The 17,731-nt window shown below is 73.9% G+C and carries 17 protein-coding genes and 2 pseudogenes; 9 read left to right on the forward strand and 10 right to left on the reverse strand.

Annotation, left to right across the window (positions count from 1 at the left end; all coding sequences use genetic code 11):
* Positions 1 to 2 precede the first annotated feature (2 nt).
* A complete protein-coding gene (locus OG946_RS20530) occupies positions 3 to 389 on the forward strand; it encodes a peptidase inhibitor family I36 protein (RefSeq protein ID WP_326797515.1) in 387 nt (128 codons plus the stop codon).
* Positions 390 to 532: 143 nt separating this feature from the next.
* Here OG946_RS20530 and OG946_RS20535 read toward each other — a convergent pair whose 3' ends face one another.
* Entirely contained in the window at positions 533 to 1,567 is a 1,035-nt protein-coding gene (locus tag OG946_RS20535; protein WP_326797516.1) for a LacI family DNA-binding transcriptional regulator, read from the reverse strand.
* A gap of 136 nt (positions 1,568 to 1,703) precedes the next feature.
* On the opposite strand from OG946_RS20535, the gene OG946_RS20540 reads away from it, so the two are divergent.
* On the forward strand, positions 1,704 to 2,543 hold the full coding sequence (locus OG946_RS20540) for an endo alpha-1,4 polygalactosaminidase (RefSeq protein ID WP_326797517.1): 840 nt from the start codon (positions 1,704 to 1,706) through the stop codon (positions 2,541 to 2,543).
* Here the strand turns inward: OG946_RS20540 and OG946_RS20545 are convergent.
* Positions 2,522 to 4,042 (reverse strand): MFS transporter, encoded by a 1,521-nt coding sequence (locus OG946_RS20545; RefSeq protein ID WP_326797518.1) that lies wholly within the window; start codon positions 4,040 to 4,042, stop codon positions 2,522 to 2,524. The genes OG946_RS20540 and OG946_RS20545 overlap by 22 nt on opposite strands.
* An 81-nt stretch (positions 4,043 to 4,123) precedes the next feature.
* Here OG946_RS20545 and OG946_RS20550 point away from each other — a divergent pair, with 81 nt between their 5' ends.
* Both OG946_RS20550 and OG946_RS20555 read left to right on the forward strand, forming a co-directional pair.
* Positions 4,124 to 4,972, forward strand: coding sequence for a TetR/AcrR family transcriptional regulator C-terminal domain-containing protein (locus OG946_RS20550; RefSeq protein WP_326797519.1), 849 nt, complete (start codon positions 4,124 to 4,126; stop codon positions 4,970 to 4,972).
* Between the two features lie 40 nt (positions 4,973 to 5,012).
* Entirely contained in the window at positions 5,013 to 6,026 is a 1,014-nt protein-coding gene (locus tag OG946_RS20555) for an NAD-dependent epimerase/dehydratase family protein (RefSeq protein WP_326797520.1), read from the forward strand.
* A gap of 90 nt (positions 6,027 to 6,116) precedes the next feature.
* Here OG946_RS20555 and OG946_RS20560 read toward each other — a convergent pair.
* Positions 6,117 to 6,308, reverse strand: a pseudogene (locus OG946_RS20560) (PKD domain-containing protein); the annotation flags it as partial.
* A gap of 219 nt (positions 6,309 to 6,527) precedes the next feature.
* On the reverse strand, positions 6,528 to 7,301 hold the full coding sequence (locus OG946_RS20565; protein WP_326797521.1) for an HAD family hydrolase: 774 nt from the start codon (positions 7,299 to 7,301) through the stop codon (positions 6,528 to 6,530).
* Positions 7,302 to 7,805: 504 nt separating this feature from the next.
* Here OG946_RS20565 and OG946_RS20570 point away from each other — a divergent pair.
* The gene (locus OG946_RS20570) at positions 7,806 to 8,408 is read left to right on the forward strand and encodes a ScbR family autoregulator-binding transcription factor (RefSeq protein ID WP_442814430.1); all 603 of its coding nucleotides are present in this window, start codon (positions 7,806 to 7,808) and stop codon (positions 8,406 to 8,408) included.
* On the opposite strand, the gene OG946_RS20575 is transcribed toward OG946_RS20570, so the two are convergent.
* The 3 genes and pseudogenes from OG946_RS20575 to OG946_RS20585 form a co-directional block, all read right to left on the reverse strand.
* Complete coding sequence (locus OG946_RS20575) at positions 8,347 to 8,847, reverse strand: glycoside hydrolase N-terminal domain-containing protein (protein ID WP_326797522.1); 501 nt, start codon at positions 8,845 to 8,847, stop codon at positions 8,347 to 8,349. The genes OG946_RS20570 and OG946_RS20575 overlap by 62 nt on opposite strands.
* Before the next feature lie 307 nt (positions 8,848 to 9,154).
* Positions 9,155 to 9,619: pseudogene (locus OG946_RS20580) on the reverse strand (glycoside hydrolase family 71/99-like protein); the annotation flags it as partial.
* Positions 9,620 to 9,836: 217 nt separating this feature from the next.
* Entirely contained in the window at positions 9,837 to 10,295 is a 459-nt protein-coding gene (locus tag OG946_RS20585; protein ID WP_326797523.1) for an Lrp/AsnC family transcriptional regulator, read from the reverse strand.
* A gap of 62 nt (positions 10,296 to 10,357) precedes the next feature.
* Here OG946_RS20585 and OG946_RS20590 point away from each other — a divergent pair, with 62 nt between their 5' ends.
* Positions 10,358 to 11,059, forward strand: coding sequence for an AzlC family ABC transporter permease (locus tag OG946_RS20590; protein WP_326797524.1), 702 nt, complete (start codon positions 10,358 to 10,360; stop codon positions 11,057 to 11,059).
* The gene (locus OG946_RS20595) at positions 11,052 to 11,387 is read left to right on the forward strand and encodes a branched-chain amino acid transporter permease (RefSeq protein ID WP_326797525.1); all 336 of its coding nucleotides are present in this window, start codon (positions 11,052 to 11,054) and stop codon (positions 11,385 to 11,387) included. Before OG946_RS20590 ends, OG946_RS20595 begins: the two co-directional genes overlap by 8 nt.
* Before the next feature lie 159 nt (positions 11,388 to 11,546).
* Here OG946_RS20595 and OG946_RS20600 read toward each other — a convergent pair whose 3' ends face one another.
* Together OG946_RS20600 and OG946_RS20605 are read right to left on the reverse strand one after the other, a co-directional pair.
* Positions 11,547 to 14,291: a glycoside hydrolase family 97 catalytic domain-containing protein gene (locus OG946_RS20600; protein WP_326797526.1), complete on the reverse strand. Its 2,745-nt coding sequence runs from the start codon at positions 14,289 to 14,291 to the stop codon at positions 11,547 to 11,549.
* 103 nt (positions 14,292 to 14,394) lie between these two features.
* Positions 14,395 to 16,035, reverse strand: a complete 1,641-nt coding sequence (locus tag OG946_RS20605; protein WP_326797527.1) for a metallophosphoesterase family protein — start codon at positions 16,033 to 16,035, stop codon at positions 14,395 to 14,397.
* A gap of 60 nt (positions 16,036 to 16,095) precedes the next feature.
* Between OG946_RS20605 and OG946_RS20610 the strand changes: the two genes are divergently transcribed.
* Positions 16,096 to 16,446, forward strand: a complete 351-nt coding sequence (locus OG946_RS20610; protein WP_186462007.1) for a metallopeptidase family protein — start codon at positions 16,096 to 16,098, stop codon at positions 16,444 to 16,446.
* Between the two features lie 102 nt (positions 16,447 to 16,548).
* Positions 16,549 to 16,848 (forward strand): hypothetical protein, encoded by a 300-nt coding sequence (locus OG946_RS20615; RefSeq protein WP_326797528.1) that lies wholly within the window; start codon positions 16,549 to 16,551, stop codon positions 16,846 to 16,848.
* Between the two features lie 101 nt (positions 16,849 to 16,949).
* On the opposite strand, the gene OG946_RS20620 is transcribed toward OG946_RS20615, so the two are convergent.
* Positions 16,950 to 17,513: a hypothetical protein gene (locus OG946_RS20620; RefSeq protein WP_326797529.1), complete on the reverse strand. Its 564-nt coding sequence runs from the start codon at positions 17,511 to 17,513 to the stop codon at positions 16,950 to 16,952.
* Positions 17,514 to 17,731 lie beyond the last annotated feature (218 nt).

The following is a 17,731-nucleotide window of genomic DNA, read 5'->3' on the forward strand; positions in this document are numbered from 1 at the left end:
AGATGACCAAGAAGCTCCACGCCGCCCTCGTCACCGCCGCCGCGGCCGCCGCCGCCCTGCTGGCCGCCCCGGGCGCGTCCGCCCAGGCGGTGGCCGACGGCTACGACCGCTGTCCGGCCGACCACTACTGCCTCTTCTCAGGACCGGACGGCACCGGCGACATGGTCGCGCTCCAGGACGACACCCCGGACCTGGCCGCGGTCGGCATGGACGACCGCGCCAAGTCGGACTGGAACCGGACGGGTTACTGGATCAACCTGTGGTCCGACGCCGACTACACCGGCTGCATGGCGGTCACCAGCCCGGGCGGCAAGGGCAACTTCTTCTCCTCGTTCCAGGACTTCTTCAGCTCGGTCGAGATCGACGAGCCCAACGGCATGTCCTGCTGACGACGCCCGTCCGCGCCCAACGCGCGCCGTACGCGCCCAACGCGCGCCGTCCGCGCCCAACGCGCGCCGTCCGCGCCCAACGCCTGCCGTACGCCCCGTACGCCCCGCGCCGGGAACCCGCCCGGCGCGGTGCGCGCGCCGGCTCACCCCGGCCCGTAGCGGATGACGTGCGTGGGCAGGACCGTGCGGCGCGGTGGCCAGGAGGCGGCGGGGCCGCCGTTGATGCGGTCGATGAGGAGCCGCGCGGCCTGCCGGCCCATCTCGTCCGCGTCGTACGACACGATGGTCAGCGGCATCCCGAGGACGTCGGCGAGGTCGAAGTCGTCGAACCCGGCGAGCGCGACCGGCAGTTCGAGGGCGCGGACCGCGCGGATGGCGCCCTGGGTGAGGCGGTTGTTGGTGCAGAAGAGCGCCGTGGGCGCGGTACCGGATCCGGGCGCGCCGCCCGGGGCCAGCAGCTCCCGCGCCGCCCGCTCCGCCGTCGCCACGTCCGTCAGCCCGCGCCGGACGAGGCCGTCGTCCGGCTCCAGACCGGCCGCCTCGTGGGCGGCGCGGTAGCCGCGGTAGCGCTCGGCGCCGGTGTGGATGGCCGGCGGGTTGCCGAGGAAGCCGATCCGGCGGTGGCCCGCGGCGAGCAGCCGGGCGGTGGCGTCCCGGGCACCGCCGAAGTCGTCGACGAGGACGCAGTCCGCCTCCATGCCGGACGGCGGCCGGGAGGCCAGCACCACCGGCATGTCCCGCAGCGCCGCGGGCGTGAGATGGCTGTGGCTGCCGCCCGCCGGGACCACGATCATGCCCGCGACCTGCCGCGACGCCAGGTCCTCCACCAGCCCGCGCTCGCGGTCCAGTTGCTCGCCCGTGTTGCTGAGCAGCATGCTCAGCCCGTGCTGCGAGGCCACTTCCTGGACGCCGAGCGCGAGCCGCGAGTAGAAGGGGTTGGCGAGGTTGGTGACGATCAGCCCGATCATGCCGCTGCCGCCGAGACGCAGGCTGCGCGCGGTCGCGTTGAGCCGGTAGCCGAGGGCGTCGACGGCGGCCAGGACGCGGCGCCGGGTCTCCTCGCTGACCCGGGCGTCGTCCTTCAGCACCCGCGAGACCGTCATGGTGCTGACCCCGGCGCGGTTGGCGACGTCACGCATCGTCGGCGCCCCGGCGTCGCCCGGTCGCTGCTGGGACATGCCCGTTCCCTCCGCCCGCTCCGCCCCGGTGTCCGCGGGCAGTCGGGGCCGCGAACCCGCCAATTCTAGGGAGGCGCTCCACAGGCAGCGGCAGGGCGCCCGCCCGGGCCGCTGGCGTGCGCGCGATAGTGGCGGGGTGACCCGTGTACGCACCCGCCGGGCCGGCGCCGTCCTCGCCGGCGCCGCCGTCGTGGCCGCCGCCCTGCTCGTGGCCCTGGTCGTGGCCCTGGTCGTCGCCCCCTGGGACGACGGCGACGCGGCGCGGGAGCCCGCGCTGCCCCCGCCGGGCGCCGGGGTCGACTACCAGATCGGCGGCGCGTACGACCCGCCCCCCGGCGTGGAGGTCGTCGTCCGCGACCGCGGCGACGCCCCCGCCCCCGGCGCGTACAACGTCTGCTACGTCAACGCCTTCCAGGCCCAGCCGGGCGCCGAGGACCGGTGGGACCCCGACCTGCTGCTGCGCGACGCGGCCGGCGAGGTCGTCTACGACGAGGACTGGGGCGAGGCCGTGCTCGATCTGCGCACCGCCGGCAAGCGCGAGCGCATCGCGGCGAAGGTCGGCCGGTGGATCGACGGCTGCGCCGAGCGGGGCTACCAGGCCGTCGAGCCCGACAACCTGGACACGTACACCCGCTTCCCGCGCCTGCTGACGGCCGGCCACGCCCGCGCGTACGCCGCGCTCCTCGCCGACCGCGCGCACGAGCGCGGGCTGGCCGTCGCGCAGAAGAACACCGCGGAGCTGGCCCCCGACCGGGCGCGTACCGGGCTGGACTTCGCGGTCGCGGAGGAGTGCGGCGAGTACGACGAGTGCGCCGCCTACGCCGCGGCGTTCGACGACCGGGTGCTGGTCGTCGAGTACACGCCCGGCGGGCTCGCGGCGGCCTGCGGCCAGTGGGCCGACCGCCTGAGCATCGTCCGCCGCGACCGCGCGGTCTCCCCCGAGGGCGCCGCGGACTACGTCCGCGAGATCTGCTGAGCGACGGCCGCCTCCGGCTCCGCGGCGTACGCAGGCTCGGCCCCCGGCTCCGGTTCCGCGTCCGGCTCGCGCTCCGGGCGCGGCGTCGCGAGCAGCGACGTCAGGCACGCCGCGCCCAGCAGCACCGCCGCCCCCACCGTCAGCGCCGTCGTGTACCCGTGCACCGTGGCCGCCGTCGCCGTGGTGCCGGCCGCCGACGTGAGGTGCGCGGCGGCGGCGCTCGCGGCGAGGGTGTTGAGCAGCGCCGTGCCCAGCGCGGCGCCCAACTGCTGGGACGCGTTGTACGCCGCAGAGGCCGCGCCGATCTCGTGTGGGCGCATGTGCGCGGTGGCCAGCGCCGCGGTCGGCGGCATGACGCAGCCGAGGCCGAGACCGGTGAGCACCAGCGCCGGTACGAGGTACGCCCCCAGCACCGCCGAGGTGTCCGCCGTGAGCCGGGTCAGGATCAGCATGCCGAACGCCGCGGCGACCAGCCCCGGCACGATCAGCGCCGCGGGCGCGACCCGCCCGTGCAGCCGCCCGGCGATGAGCATGGAGCCGACGAGCGCGGCGGCGGCGTTCACGATGAGCGTGAGCCCCGACTCGACGGGCGAGTAGCCGAGCACTGTCTGCGTGTAGTAGCTCATGAACAGGTAGAAGCCGAACATCGCGACGAACATCAGCGTGATCGCCGCGAACGCCCCGCCCCGCGCCCGGTGCAGCAGTACGCGCATCGGCAGCAGCGGATGCGGCGCCCGCAGTTCGACGGCGACGAACGCGGTCAGCAGCAGCACCCCGGCGCCGAGCAGCGCGAGCACCTTCGGGTCGCCCCAGCCGCGCGGCTCGGCCTCGCTGAAGGCGTAGACGAGGGCGCCGAAGCCGGCGGTGCTGAGCAGCGCGCCCGGCACGTCGAGCCGGCCCCCGGTGCGCAGCGGCGGGGCGTGCGGCACGAACGCGGTGCCGAGGGCGGCGAGGAGCGCCACGGGCACGTTGACGTACAGGCACCAGCGCCAGCCCGCGTACTGCGTCAGCAGCCCGCCCGCGATCAGCCCGACCGCCGCGCCCGCCGCGCCGACCGCGGCGAACACCCCGAAGGCGCGCCCGCGTTCGCGCGTCTCGGTGTACGTCGTCGTCAGCAGCGACAGCCCCGCGGGCGCGAGGAGCGCGGCGAAGACGCCCTGGAGCGCGCGGGCGCCGAACAGCATCTCGGGCCCTGTCGCGGCGCCGCCGAGGGCGGAGGCGGCGGCGAAGCCGACGAGTCCTGCGGCGAACGCGCGGCGGTGGCCGAGGAGTCCGCTGACCCGGCCGCCGATCAGCAGCAGGCCGCCGAAGGCGAGCGCGTACGCGGTGATGGCCCACTGGCGGTTCGCGTCGGTCATGCCCAGCGACTGCTGGGCGGAGGGCAGGGCGATGTTCACGATCGTGCTGTCCAGCACGACGAGCAACTGGGCCGTGCTGACGGCCAGCAGGGTCCACCAGCGGCGCCGGCCCCCGGCGCGTGCGTGCGTCTCATCCGGCAAGGGATTCCATCCTTCTCTCACATCGTATGTGACTCCCTAACGGCGTTAGGGAATGTTGCACACCGTACTACACTGGGCCGGGTGGGCAGCGAGAGAAAGCCGCGTGACCAGCGGAAACGTGGTGCAGGAGGCGAGGCGCAGAGCATCTGGCTGCGCCCCGGGCGGACGTCGGCCAGGGGCGAGCCGCCGCTGACCCGGGCGCGGATCGGGACCGCGGCCGTCGCGCTGCTGGACGAGGACGGCATCGACCGGCTCACCATGCGCCGCCTCGCCGACCGGCTCGCGGTCGTCGCGCCCTCCCTGTACTGGCACGTCGACACCAAGGACGACGTCATCGACCTCGCGGTCGACGCGGTCTTCGGCGAGGTGGAGCCGCCGGCGGCCGGCACCTTGGAGGAGAACCCGGACGCCGACTGGCGCGAGGGCGTCGCCGCCGTGCTCGGCACCTGGCGCGCCGTGCTGCTGCGCCACCCCTGGGCCGCCGCCGTCCCGGCCCGCCGCAAGCCCGGCATCGGGCCGCATTTCCTCGCCTGGATGGAGGTGCTGCAGGCCACGCTCGTACGGGCCGGCTTCACCGGCCGCGACCTCCTCGCCGCCACGTGGGCGCTGCACAACCACGTCCTCGGCTCCGCCTCCACGCAGGTGGCGCTGGACGTGACGGACGAGGAGCGGGACATGGCCCAGGAGCGGGTGCGCGCCGCGGCCGACCGCTACCCGACGCTCGCCGCCAGCGACTACCTCCGCGACGACGACTGGAACGGCACCTTCGCCGCCGGGCTGGACTTCATCCTCGACGGCCTGGAGGCGCGGCTCGCGCGGACGGCGGCGCCGGGTGCGCCGGGGGTGCGGCGGTCCGGGCGAGGGGCGGCCCGGGCGCGGGGCGCAGGGGCCCAGCGCGTTCGCGGTGACCGGGCTCTGCCGTCGGCGTAGCGACGCTGTGCAGGGGCGGGATCGGTGCTTGGGTGCGGGGATGGACATTCTCGTGCTGGGCGGTACGGCCTGGGTGGGCCGGGAAGTGGCGACGCTGGCGCTCGCGCGGGGGCACCGGGTGACGTGCCTCGCGCGCGGCGAGAGCGGCGGGGTGGCGGACGGCGCGGAGCTGGTGGCCGCCGACCGGCGGGAGCCCGGCGCGTACGATGCGCTGCCGGCCCGTACCGCGGACCGCCCCTGGGACGCCGTGGTCGAGGTGTCGTGGCAGCCCGGCTTCGTCCGCGGCGCCCTCGACGCGCTCGCCGGCGTCGCCCGGCACTGGACCTACGTCTCCTCCGGCAACGTCTACGCCACCCACCACCGGCCGGGCGCCGACGAGTCCGCGCCGCTGATGGAGCCCACCGACCGCGACGAGGTCGACCGCGAGCTGTACGGCGAGGCCAAGTCGGCCTGCGAGCAGGCCACCCGGGCGGCGGTCGACGGCGACCGGCTCGTCGTCGCCCGCGCCGGCCTCATCGGCGGCCCCGGCGACCACACGGGCCGTACGGGCTACTGGGTCGCCCGCGCCGCACGCGACCCCGGGGCCCCGATGCTGGTCCCCTCGGGGCCGCATCTGTCGACGCAGGTCGTGGACGTCCGCGACCTCGTCGCCTGGCTGCTCGACAACGCGGAGTCCGGCCGCACCGGCACGTACGACACGGTCGGCCCCGTCGTCTCGCTCGACGACTGGATCCGGCTCTCACGGGAGGTCGGCGGGCACACCGGTCCTGTGGCCGCGGCCGGTTCGACGTGGCTGCGGCGGCAGGGCGTGGAGCAGTTCATGGGGGCCGAGTCGCTGGCGATGTGGCTGGACGAGCCGGGCTGGGAGGGCTTCACGGCGCGCAGCGGCGCCGCGGCGGTGGCGGCGGGGCTGACGCACAGGCCGCGCACGGAGCTGCTGGAGGACACGCTGGCGTGGGAGCGGGAGCAGGGTCTCCACCGGCCGCGGCGGGCGGGTCTGAGCCCGGCCCGGGAGCGCGAGCTGCTGGCGGCGCTGGCGGCGGCGGAGGCGTAGGGGCCGCTCCGGATCGCGGGGTCGCGGGCGGCGCGGGGGGCGCCCAACTGTCGTAGGGAAGTCGGTTGTCGGTGGAGCGGCCTACCCTTGCGAGGGGTCGGCCTGGTCCGAGGTGGTGCCGTCGCCGAAGTCCCAGCGGTACGTGAGCGCCCCGCCCTCCGGGTCCGCGCTGCCCGCCGAGCTGACCTTCACGGTCAGCGGCGTGCCGCCCGAGGCGCGGTCGGCGGACGCCTCGGCGAGGGGGTTGCGGTTGGAGCCCGCGAGGTACTCGATGCGGTACAGCGGAGAAGCGCTGGTGCATAGTCAGGGGAAATAAATGACAATGGGCTGCGGGAATGGAAAGTAATTGCCTGACCGGTGCTCTCTGCCTCTCGTGGGGGGCAACTGCCCCCCGCCCGCCGCGGGCGGGTCCGCCGGCAGGGGCTGCCCGGACCGCGGGGCGGGCCGGGCCCCCCACCACACACACAGCCGCGCTGCGTGCACGCGGGCGGCACCCAGGACCTAAGGGTGCCCGCCCTCCCATCGCTTCGGGGCCGCCCGGCTCTCCGCCATGCCGGCGGCCCACGCCAGCAGTTGCGGGGAGTCGAGGGACGGGAGCCACAGGTCGGCCTGCAGCGGTTTGCCGCCGAAGGGACGGGCACCGACTCCGAGCACGCGCAGCCCGGCCGCACGAGCGGATTCCACGCCGGTCGCGGAGTCCTCGACGGCCAGCGTCAGGTGGGGCGGGGCGCCGCAGAGACGTGCGGCCTCCGCGTAGACGTCCGGGTACGGCTTCGGCCGCACCGGCTGCCGGTCGTGTTCTCCCGCCGTGTCCGCGCCTTCGGTTCCCCCGGGGGCCGGTGTCGGAACGACGACATGCCGGAAGTGCGGTCGCAACCCGGCGATCTCAAGGCTCATTTCCACCACTTCCAACGGGCAGTTGCTGGCTACCGCCAGCGGGAGACGGCCGGAGAGCACCTCGACCAGCTCGGTGGCACCGGGCATGGTCACCGGGTCGTGGGTGGCGAGCGACATGAACTGTGTGAGCAGCACACTCGTCAGGTCGGCCGACAGTTCGGGCTTGCCCACCGCCTGCGCCATCATCTGCCCGCAGTCGGCGTAGTGAACTCCCTTGGCGCGCTCGGCGAAACCTGAAGGAATGCGCAATCCGAACTCCAGGAATGCGCGGACACGTGCGTCCTGCCAGTGACTTTCGTTGTCCACCAGTGTTCCGTCGCAGTCGAATACCACGGCATCCGGGGACCAATCGGGAAGAGAAGGGAATGCTGCGTGCATGATTCCTCCTGGGATTGGGTTGGTGGCCTTTTTGGTCACGATCAGGAACGCTCGTGGGCTTAGCGCTGGACCGCTTCAAGCGTTGGTGAAACCGAACCCTGCCCGGACGGGAAAAGCGAATGTCTCCGACATTCACGAGCACGTGGCAAACATCACGATGACTACTTTATTTTGCCTGCTCTCGGCGGGGCAAGCACTCCAAAGGGTGATGGGTGCGGCGGGCTCGGGGGGAGTGCACGGACCGCGCCGGACGTGACGGCCCGGTGGCGGGGAGACCCGCCAATTACGCGTCTGCACCGCCGAGTTGAGTCGGCAGATGCTTTCTGTGGTGGTGGTCCTTCATTGCCCGGAGGTTCCCGAACAAGACACATCGCGCCTCAATGGGGTCAGATTTCATCCCGACGGCGCTCGCATCCGAAAGAAGAGCGTAATAACTCCACCTTCATCTGTGCTGCGGTAGCGTGCACGGGCGTACTTCTTTTTGCTTGCTTTACCGGATCGTTAATGAAGGTGGACTGGACGTTGCAGGACCGAGCCAAGGCAACCCGCAGGGCACTCCTGGAAGCCGCAGCCTCGCTCTTTTCCGAACAGGGGTACGCAGGGACCAGCGTCAACGACATAAGTGCCAGGTCAGGGAAGACAAGCGGCGCGGTCTACTTCCACTACGCGAGCAAAGAGACCCTTGCACTGGCCGTGGTCCAGGACCGCTTTGCCACCTGGCCTGACCTCGCCGAAAAGTACACGAACCCGGTCGTTCCGCCCCTTGACCGACTCGTTGCGCTCAGCTTTGACGTCGCCCGCGCCCTTGCCCACGACCCCATCACGCGGGCCGGCGCCCGCCTTTGGGCGGAGCGCGAGAGCATCAGCACCCCGATTCCCGGTCCGTTCGCCCTGTGGACGGCAGCCGCGACGCGGCTTCTCGCCGAAGCGCACGCCGACGGCAGTCTCGCCCCGGAGGTACGTCCCGCATCCGCCGCCCGCACTCTGGTTCGGGCCTTCTTCGGGCTCTGCTCCGTGACCGGTGCTCTCGACGGCCCACAGGCCATCAGCGACCGGCTGACCGACTGGTGGCACCTGACCCTGCCCGCCCTCCGGCGCCGGCCCTGACGCACGGGTGGGCGCCGACAGCACCCGGGGAGCATCGCGGGTCCGGGCGGCATTCCGGCCGGGTCAGTCGAAGGTGTACGTCTGGCCCGCCACCGCGTCGACGACCTGTTCGCCGCCGGGGAGCAGGTCGCCGCCAGTTGCCGAAGTCGTAGCCGCCGCCGGAGCCGGGGCCGCCGGTCCACAGCGTCTTCTCGTTGAGCGTCAGCCGCTCGGAGGCGAGCGTGCCGAACACCCCGACGCCCAAGGCCCCGTTGCCCAGCGGCAGCGACTCGCGCTCCCGGTCGGCGGCGGGCTTGTCGTACCAGAGGCGCCAGGCGTCGCCCGGGTCTGCCGCCGCGCGGCGGGCGGCGTACGCCAGGGCAGGGGTGCCCAGCGTGAGGGTGCCGGCGGCGGCGAGGGCGGATTTCACGGTGGTTCTGCGGGTGATGTCTCCGGACATGTCCACTCACCTCGAAGGTCGTTCGTGCGACGGAAGGACTCGGGTGGTGCGGGCGCCGGGCCGCGGCGTCGGGGCACGGCGCCGGGGGCGCGTGGCGCGTGGGGCTCCGCGCGCGGCGTCGGGACGCCCGGCGCCGTGCGGGCGCGCGGGCAGGGGCGCCCGCCGGACCCGCCCGCGGGGGCGGTACGGGCGAGTCCGGCGGGGCGCGCTCAGGGCCGCGGCGGCGTGGGCCGGTCCGGGGTCAGGGCGAGTTGGCCCTTCAGCATCCGGCCGCCGTCCGCGGTCAGCCGCAGGTAGTAGTCCGAGTGCCGTCGCGCGTCGCGCCCTCGCCGCCGAAGGGGTTGAAGCGCTGGAGGGCGGCGGTGTCGCAGTCGTGCTCGGCCATCCAGCGGAAGTGCGTGTCGACCGTCTGGTCGTCCCAGGAGGAGAACAGGGTGGCAGGGCCGCCGCCGTTGAGGTTCGCGTAGGCGGTGGGGTACGTGTGCTCGTACTCCCGCATGTCCGGCCAGGACGCGATGGTCGTGTTGTCCGGGGACGGCGGCCGGCTCATGTCGCGGCTCCAGTGCCACCACCCGTTGATCGGCGCGCCGTCGCCGGGGCACGCGAACCAGCCCTGGTAGCCGACGGTCACCTTGCCGACCACGTCGCCCACGGGGCTCGCGGCGGGCCGCGCGCCCGCCTTCGCCGCCGCCGCGGGCTCCTCGGCGGCGGCGAGCCGGGTGGAGAACACGCCGCCGGCGGCCGCGGCGGAGGCGGCGGTGCCGGAGAGGATGAGCTTGCGTCTGGAAATCGTCACGAGGGCTTACCTCACGTTCCGGTCTGCGGTGGGGGAATTCCCGGCGGCGGCGAAAGGCGCCGCGCCAAGGGACGCGAGCCGTAACGTAGTCGGGCGCAAGTCGCGTAGCAAGAGATCCGGCGAATGGAATTCGATTTCCCCGCCCGGTTCTTTGTCAGGCTATTTATTTGACGAAATCGGGCGCGCCGGAAAGTCAGTCCACGACCTTGATCTTCTTCATCGTGGGCTGCGAGATGACCCGGGCGACGCCCGGGATCCCGATGATCTTCCCGGTCTGGAACTGCTCGTACGCCGCGTAGTCCGCGACCAGCACCCGCAGGAAGTAGTCCGGCGTGCCGAACACCCGCCGGAACTCCACCACCTCGTCGTACGCGTCGATCGTCGCCTCCAGCCCGGCGAGGGTGTCGAGGTCGCTCACCGACACCTCGATCGACACGATCACTTCGAGCCCGCGCCCCGCCGCCTCCTCGTCCACCCGCGCCCGGTAGCCCGTGATGATCCCGGCCTCCTCCAGCCGCTTCACCCGGCGCAGGCAGGGCGGCGGCGTCAGCCCGACGCGGCGGGCCAGCTCGACGTTCGTCAGCCGGCCGTCCCGCTGGAGCTGGCGCAAAATTTCACGATCAAGCTCGTCAAGTTTTCTTTCATTGCTCACAGCACCAGCCTAGCGCCACAATCCGCAACCATATGAGCCGCGGATATTTCTAGGATCGGCACATGCCGCACCAGCTACGCGCCGATCTCTCCCGGGCGCTCGCCGACTCCGGGTCCGTCGGGCTCGGCGCCTTCCCCATGGGCGTCGCGTTCGGCGTCCTCGTCGTCCACTCGGGCCTCGACTGGTGGTGGGCGAGCGTCTTCTCGGGCCTGATCTACGCCGGTTCGCTGGAGTTCCTCTTCCTCGGCCTGGTGCTGGCCGCCGCCCCGCTGGGGCAGATCGCGCTGACGGCGTTCACGGTCAACTTCCGGCACGTCTTCTACGCCCTGTCCTTCCCCCTGCACCGCGTCCGCGGCCGCGCGGCCAGGGCGTACAGCACCTTCGCGCTCTCCGACGAGGCGTACGCCGTCACCGCGCACCCCGCCGCGCAGTCCTACCCGGGGCGCCGCGTGCTGTGGCTCCAGGTCTTCATCCACCTCTACTGGGCCGGCGGCGCCACGGCCGGCGCCCTGCTCGGCGCCGCCGTCCCCGCGGGCGTCGAGGGCCTGGACTTCGCCGTCACCGCGCTCTTCACCGTGCTGGCCCTCGACGCGCTCCGCGACCGCCCCGGGCTCGCCGTGCCCGCGCTGGCGCTGGGCTGCGCGCTGGCGGCGCGGTTCGCGGTGCCGGGCGGGCAACTCTTCGCCGCCTTCGTGCTGTTCGCCGCCGCGCTCCTCGCCCGCTACGCCGTCGTACGGCGCCGGGAGGCGGGCGCACGTGCCTGACGCCCCCGCCGCCGGGTACCTGCTCGCCGCCGTCGCGGTCGCCGTCGCCGTCACCTGGTCGCTGCGCGCGCTGCCGTTCGCCGCGCTGGCGCCGCTGCGGTCCAGCCCGCTCGTGGCGTACCTCGACGCGGCGATGCCCGTGGGCGTCATGGTGGTCCTCGCCGCCTACACCCTGCGCCACCTCACTCCGCGCGACCCCGGGACGGCGTGGCCGACGGTGCTCGCGCTGGCCGCCACCGTGGCCGTCCACCTGTGGCGGCGGAACGTGCTGCTGTCGATACTCGGCGGCACGGCGGTCCATGTGGTGCTCGCCAGCGCGGTGTTCTGAAGCCCTCCGACGTCTGCGCCCGCCCTGCCGCGGGTGGGTGCGGGATCGTCGGGGAAAAGTGGATTGCTCTCGACTCCCTTGCGGGGAAGGGGCTTTGCGGCCCGCACATGCCGCGGCCCGGCGGACGAATCCGCCGGGCCGCGAGAGGTGTGGTGCCGCTCAGCCGCAGGTGACCTTCGGGTCCGCCCAGTCCGCGTGGTCGTAGCTGATGCCGTCGCCGCCGTCCGCCACCTCCAGGGTGAGGAGGTCGACGCCGGTCACGTCCGCCGTCACCGGCTGCGCGGCGTCCGTGCCGCGCAGGGTGCCGGTCGTGGTCAGCTCCGTGCCGTCGCCGAGGGCCCGGAAGCTCACCGAGCCGCGGTCGCCGACCTCGTCGTCCACGCCGACCTGCGCGGTGAAGGAGGTGCACGCGCCGCCGAGGTAGACCGTCACGCGGGACGGCGCGTGGGCGCCGAGGCCCTTGGCGTACGTCGTGCCGCCGATGGTCAGCGGCGCGCCGTCGCCGGCGCCGTTGTCGCCGACGCTGGTGTCGATCTCGACCGGGCCCCAGCCGTTCGACGCGGTGAGCAGGTGCAGGTCGCCGACGTGCGCGTCGCCCCGCGGCACCGGCGGGGCGACCAGCACCCGCACGGCCCGCTCGACGTGCACCCGGGGCTCCGCGAGACCCGCCCCCGGCGCGCGGTACTCCGCGACGACGGGCACGTCCACGTACCCCGGCTCCGCCGACTCCGGCACCCGTACCGTCCAGCTTCCCGACAGCGCCTGCCCCGGCCGCAGCGCCGGGCGCGCCACGTTCTCGCCCGCCGCCGTCCAGCCGGCCTGCGGCCGGGCGCCGAGGGTGACGTTCCGCAGCGTCGCGGACTCCCCGTCGGCGGCGGCGAAGCGGCCGGTGACCTCGATCTCGTCGCCGGGCGCCGCGGTCGCCGCGTCCGGGGTGATCGCGAGCCCGGTCGCCGGCGTGGTCCGTACCGGCTCGTCGCATGTCGTCCGGCCGCTCCCGGCGGCGCAGACCACCGCCACGAACCCGCCGTTCTCCGCCACCGGCACCGTCAGCCGGGCGTCGCCGTCGACCCTGCGGGTCTCCCGGGCCAGCCCGTCCGCGCCGTCCGTCACCAGCTCGACGAGCAGCCGCTCGCCGTCGTCCGCGCCGAGCCGGCCGAGGTCCGCCTCGGCGGTCCCGGCCGCGCCCGCGTGGATGCCGCCGACGAACCACCGGTCGCCGGCGCGCCGCGCCAGCACCGCGTCGTCGCCGGGCCGCCCGCCGAGGTAGCGGGTCTCGTCCCACACCGTGGGCAGTTGGTCGAGCACGCGCTCGGCCTCGGGCAGCGTGGCGTACGTCTCCGGGCTGTCCGCGGGGTGCTGGAGCCCGGACTCGTACACGACGGGCAGCGCCAGCTCGTGCGCGTCGCTGTGCGTCCTGTTGGTCATGGAGAAGGTGCCGGGCGTGACGTCGGCGGAGCCGACGACGTTCCGGGTGAACGGCAGCATCGTGTTGTACGTGGGCGTGAGCGGCTGGTTGAAGGAGTAGTACTCGTGCCCGCGCACCGCCTCGTACGTCATCAGGTGCGGCCAGGTGCGCTGGAGGCCCTTCGGCAGCGTCGCGCCGTGGAAGTTGACGAGCAGCTTGTGCTCGGCGGTGGCGGCGAGCACGTCCTCGTACCAGGCGTGCCTGCCGACGCCCTCGGGCTCGCCCCCGCCGGAGTTCATGAAGTCGACCTTGACGCCCTTGACGCCCCAGTCGTTCAGCTCGCCGAAGACGGTGTCCATCTCCTGCGGGGTGTCCACCTCCCACCAGCGGAACCACAGCAGGATGTCGACGCCCTTGGCGCGCGCGTACCGCACCAGCTCCGGCACCCACTCGCGGCTCCAGCCCTCGTCGACGAGCGTGTACTCCCAGCCGTGCGCGGCCGCGTAGTCGACGTAGTCCTTCTGCCGCTCGAAGTCCCGCGGGCTGTCGTGCTCGACGAGCCAGGACCAGGAGACGGTGCCGGGCCGGATCCAGGAGGTGTCGGAGAACTCGGCGTCCGGCGCGAGGTCGCTGACGAGCGTCGACTCGGTGACGGTCGCCAGGTCCCCGACGATCGCCGTACGCCACGGGGTCGCCAGGTCGCCGGGCGAGACGACCTCGGCCTCGGCGAGCGCGACGTCGTACGCGCCGCTGCCGGCGGCGTGCGCGAGCTTGCTGCCGGGGTACGTGGAGTCCATGCCGGACTCGGTGAGCAGCACGTAGTCGTCGGCGGCGACCTCGAAGAGCGCGGGGTAGCCGTAGTCGTCCGCGGCGGCGCCGCCCGCGGTGGTCTCGCCGCGTACCTCCTCGTACCAGGAGGTGTGCGGGAGCAGCCAGGCGGGCGCGTCGGAGGGCAGCCGGTAGCCGCTGGCCTCGCCGGTGACGACGGTGCCCTTCGAGTCGGGCAGTTCGTAGCGGAACGCGACGCCGTCGCGGGCGACGCGGACGACGAGGTCCATGCGCACGCCGCCGTCGCCGCGCAGCGCGAAGCGGGACTCCGTCATGGGGGAGTCCACGCGGCGCTGCTTGCCTGTGGTCATCTCGTACTGCTCACGGAGGCTGCGGTCGTCGCGGCCGAGGACGTCGAGCCCCCGGGTCAGGTCGGCGTCCTTGGTGCGCAGGCCCAGCGGGGAGTCGGGGAGGACTTCGTCCGCGCCCCGGCGGACGGTGAGGGTGAGAGCGCCGGTCGCGTCGTCGCGTACGACGTCGGCGGTGAGTTGATCTTTGTTGCCTTGTGGTGCGGCTACGGTCCAGACATCGGAGGTCGTAGCCGTACGGGTCGGGGAGTCGGGGACGGGCGTCGCCGCGGCGGGCGACAGCCAGGCGGTGGCCAGGACAGTGAACGCGGTCAGCATGGTGCCGGCCGGCCGCCGTCCCAGCGGGCCGAGAATGGGCACGGGTGCTCCTTACACATCGGATGAGCAGGAGGAACCGATGAACTGACGTGTTGCACTCTGTTGGTTCGCGTCTGGTTGAGTTAATTCTTGTGAGGGAGGGCTGTCAAGAGTCCTCGCCGGGGGCGGCCGACGGGTCCGTCCCATCGGCGCCACCGGGCCGGTTCTCCTCCACGAGATGGCGGCTGACCTCCGCCGACGTCATCCCCAGCCCGCCCAGCGTGATCTCGTCCCACGCCTGCAGCCTGCGCGTACTCCGGTCGAGATAGAGCACGGACGCGCTCACGTTCTCGGGTACGTCCTCCTCCACCGCGCGCAGCCCGCCGCCGCCCGCCGAGCCCTCGACCATCAGCCGCGTACCGTCCGGCAGGTCGTGCTGCTTGCGGTGGTGGCGGTGGCCGGCCAGCGCGAGCGGCACCAGGCCGTCGACCTCCTCCAGCGCGACCGGGTTGTGCGCGACGGCCAGGTCCGCGGGCCGGCCCCGGTCCCGTAGCCCGGTGAGCGCCGCGGCCAGCCGCTCGCCGGCCGCAGTCTCCGCGGGGTCGCCGGCCGCGGCGACGGAGCGGTCAGGGGTGAACTGCGGATCGCCGATCCCCGCGATCCGCACCCCCGCCACGACCACCGACTCGCCGTCGTCCACGACCCGCGCGTTCTTCTGCCGCTCGACGGCGGCCTGGGTGGCGAGCGAGTCGTGGTTGCCGCGGACCCACACGTACGGGACGCCGAGCGTGGCGATCGGGTCGAGATAGACGTTCTCCGCCTCGGAGCCGTGGTCCATCGTGTCGCCGGTGTCGATGACGGCGTCCAGCTCGTACTGGTCGACCAGGGAGCGGATGATGCCCCAGGCGGCGGGGTTGAGGTGCATGTCGGAGACGTGCAGAAAACGGACGGTGGAGGGGTCGGGTCGGTACGCGGGGAGGGTGGACGCGGCGTCGTACAGCTTGCTGACGTTGGTCACCAGCCGGGCCAGCTCCTGCTGGTACACGTCGAACTCGGTGACGATGCTGCGCGCGTCGCCGATGACGCTGGGCGCGCTGGTCAGCAGCCCGGAGTACTTCGGCTCCAGCACGGACTTGGGGTTCCACGTCGCGAAGGCGGCGGCGCCGGACGCGGCGAGCAGCGCGAGCGCCAGCCCGCCGGCGGCCAGCGCCCGGCGCGGCGTGCGGTAGACGGCGAGCCCGAGCGCGGTCGCCCCGACGAGGGCGGCGCCCCCGGAGCGTACGCCCAGATCGAACGTGCTCCGGAGGATGTCCGAGGCCACCTCGTCCTCCAGCCCGGAGAACTCCTCGGGGTGCGCGACGAGCGCGCGGGAGCGGTCCGGGTCGAGCCGCTCGACCTCGACGTCGAGGCGGAGGGGGGCGTCGTGGCTGTCCATGTCGATGGCGCCGAGCGGCGAGACGCTGATCCGGGTGTCGCCGGTGACGCTCGGCGTGAGCGCCATCCGGGTGTCCATCGGCCCCACGGACGTCTCGACCCCGCCGACGACGAGCAGGCCGAGCCCGGCCCCGACGACCGTGACGGCGGCGAGGCCGAGGGCGCGCGCGTACGGGTGGGGGCGCTGGACGAGGGACGACTCGACCCGGCGCCGCCGGGGCGCGCGCGGCGGGCGCGCCCGCCGGCCCCCGCGCGCCCGGTCGGCCAGGCGGCGGACGGCGGCGGGGAAGCGGCGGACACGGGCGGGGGCGCGGCGGAGCCGCTCGAACAGTGCGCGGACGGGCGAGACCGCAAAAGGCACTTCGCGGGCCATTCGCAACGTATGCCCGGTGTGACCCGTCAGTATTCAGCGGCCTGAAGCAGAATGGGCCATGTGCTGGACATGTCGAACGAAGAGTTCGAGGAACTGGTCGCGCAGGCGCTCGACCGTATCCCGGCGGAGCTGACCCGCCTGATGGACAACGTCGCGGTCTTCGTCGAACCCGAGCCACCGCCGGACGACCCCGGCCTGCTCGGCCTCTACGAGGGCACGCCGCTGACGGAACGCGGCGAGTGGTACGCGGGGGTGCTGCCGGACCGGATCACGATCTACCGCGGGCCGACGCTGCGGATGTGCGAGTCGCGGGAGGACGTGGTGGCGGAGACGGAGATCACGGTGGTCCACGAGATCGCCCACCACTTCGGCATCGACGACGACAGACTGCACGCGCTGGGCTACGGCTGAGAGGGCCGGTCGGGGCTGGCGCGCGTACGGCGATAATGCAACTCGCCGTGCGGGACGGCCTGATGACGGCGGTCCGCCAGGAGTGAGGGGCACCTGGCGCGGTTGCTGCGCGACCCGCCGGTCTGGGGACTCCCGCAGGAGCACGTCTCCGTCCTGGGCAGGGGCACGACGCAGGAACGGATACCGACGGCGGTCCGCGACGCCGCGCTGGCCGCCGAGGACACGCTGGTCGTGTACTTCGCGGGCCACGGGCTGCGCGACCTGGGCGAGCGCCTTCACCTGGCACTGGCGGACGCCGACCCGCCCGTTGACACCGAGGCGGCGGAGCGCATCGTCCAGGACATCCCCACGGCCGACTTCCGGGCGTCCGCCCTCGCGGAGATCGCAAAGGGATGGCTGTGAGCCCACGCGCTTCCGCGGTCCCGCGGGGCGAGGGTGGAACCCAGCGGGATCGGCTGCTGCTCGACGGCGAGTTCGGCCAGGTCCATCCGGAGGGGTGGCGGTCAGGCGGAGGGGAGTCGGGGGGAGGAGCCGCCGGCGCCGGCGGCTGTGCCGCCGCCGGTCGTGTCGTCGTCGGTGGGCGTCGGGGTCGGGGTCGGGGTCGGTGTGGGGGTCGGCGTCGGGTCCGGAACCGAGGGGGTCGGGGACGGGGTCGTCGGCTGGGGGCGGGGGCGCGGGGTGGTGGGCTGCGGGGGGTCCGGGGTGCCGCGGGTGCGGCCCGCGTCGGCGGGTTCGCCGGTGCCGGGGGACGGCGCCGCCGGGTCGGCCGCGCCGCCGCTCTTCCGGCCCGTAGCGGAGGGTTCCTTCTCGTCGCCGTCGCGCTCGCCGGCGGCGCCCCCGGCGCCGCCCGCCTCGCCGGTGCCGGTGCCGGTGCCGCCGGCCGCGGCGGACGGTGCGTCGTTGACCCGTACGCCGCCGTCGGGCTCGGTGCCGCTGCGGCCCGAGCCGGGGTCGGGGGCGCCGGGCTTGCCGGAGCCGGAGACGGTCATGCACCCGCCGAGCGCCAGCACCGCCAGCGTGGCGGCTGAGATCCGCAGGGCGGCGGCACGGGCTGTCGGCTCAGGCATGGGGAGCCCCTTTCAGGACGTGTCGTACGGCTCAACTCCCCAGCGCCCGCGGAGGACACGGGGCGCGTCGCGGGGCGCACCGACCGGCGCGTACCCGATCCGCGCGCCCTGGGACGCCACCCCGCGAGCCGTGTCCGCGGAACGGATTTGCCAGCCGGGCCACCGGGTGCGTACTCTGGTAGATCGTTTGATCCCATTTGCCCGGCGCCCCACCGAAG

Source organism: Streptomyces sp. NBC_01808, from assembly GCF_035917395.1.
Classification (GTDB): Bacteria; Actinomycetota; Actinomycetes; order Streptomycetales; family Streptomycetaceae; genus Streptomyces.

Bases quoted from the DNA above. Each gene is read 5' to 3' on its own strand.
- OG946_RS20530 (WP_326797515.1), top strand. From the start codon at position 3: ATGACCAAGAAGCTCCACGCCGCCCTCGTCACCGCCGCCGCGGCCGCC.
- OG946_RS20535 (WP_326797516.1), bottom strand. From the start codon at position 1,567: ATGTCCCAGCAGCGACCGGGCGACGCCGGGGCGCCGACGATGCGTGAC.
- OG946_RS20555 (WP_326797520.1), top strand. From the start codon at position 5,013: ATGGACATTCTCGTGCTGGGCGGTACGGCCTGGGTGGGCCGGGAAGTG.
- OG946_RS20565 (WP_326797521.1), bottom strand. From the start codon at position 7,301: ATGCACGCAGCATTCCCTTCTCTTCCCGATTGGTCCCCGGATGCCGTG.
- OG946_RS20570 (WP_442814430.1), top strand. From the start codon at position 7,806: ATGAAGGTGGACTGGACGTTGCAGGACCGAGCCAAGGCAACCCGCAGG.
- OG946_RS20575 (WP_326797522.1), bottom strand. From the start codon at position 8,847: ATGTCCGGAGACATCACCCGCAGAACCACCGTGAAATCCGCCCTCGCC.
- OG946_RS20590 (WP_326797524.1), top strand. From the start codon at position 10,358: ATGCCGCACCAGCTACGCGCCGATCTCTCCCGGGCGCTCGCCGACTCC.
- OG946_RS20605 (WP_326797527.1), bottom strand. From the start codon at position 16,035: ATGGCCCGCGAAGTGCCTTTTGCGGTCTCGCCCGTCCGCGCACTGTTC.
- OG946_RS20620 (WP_326797529.1), bottom strand. From the start codon at position 17,513: ATGCCTGAGCCGACAGCCCGTGCCGCCGCCCTGCGGATCTCAGCCGCC.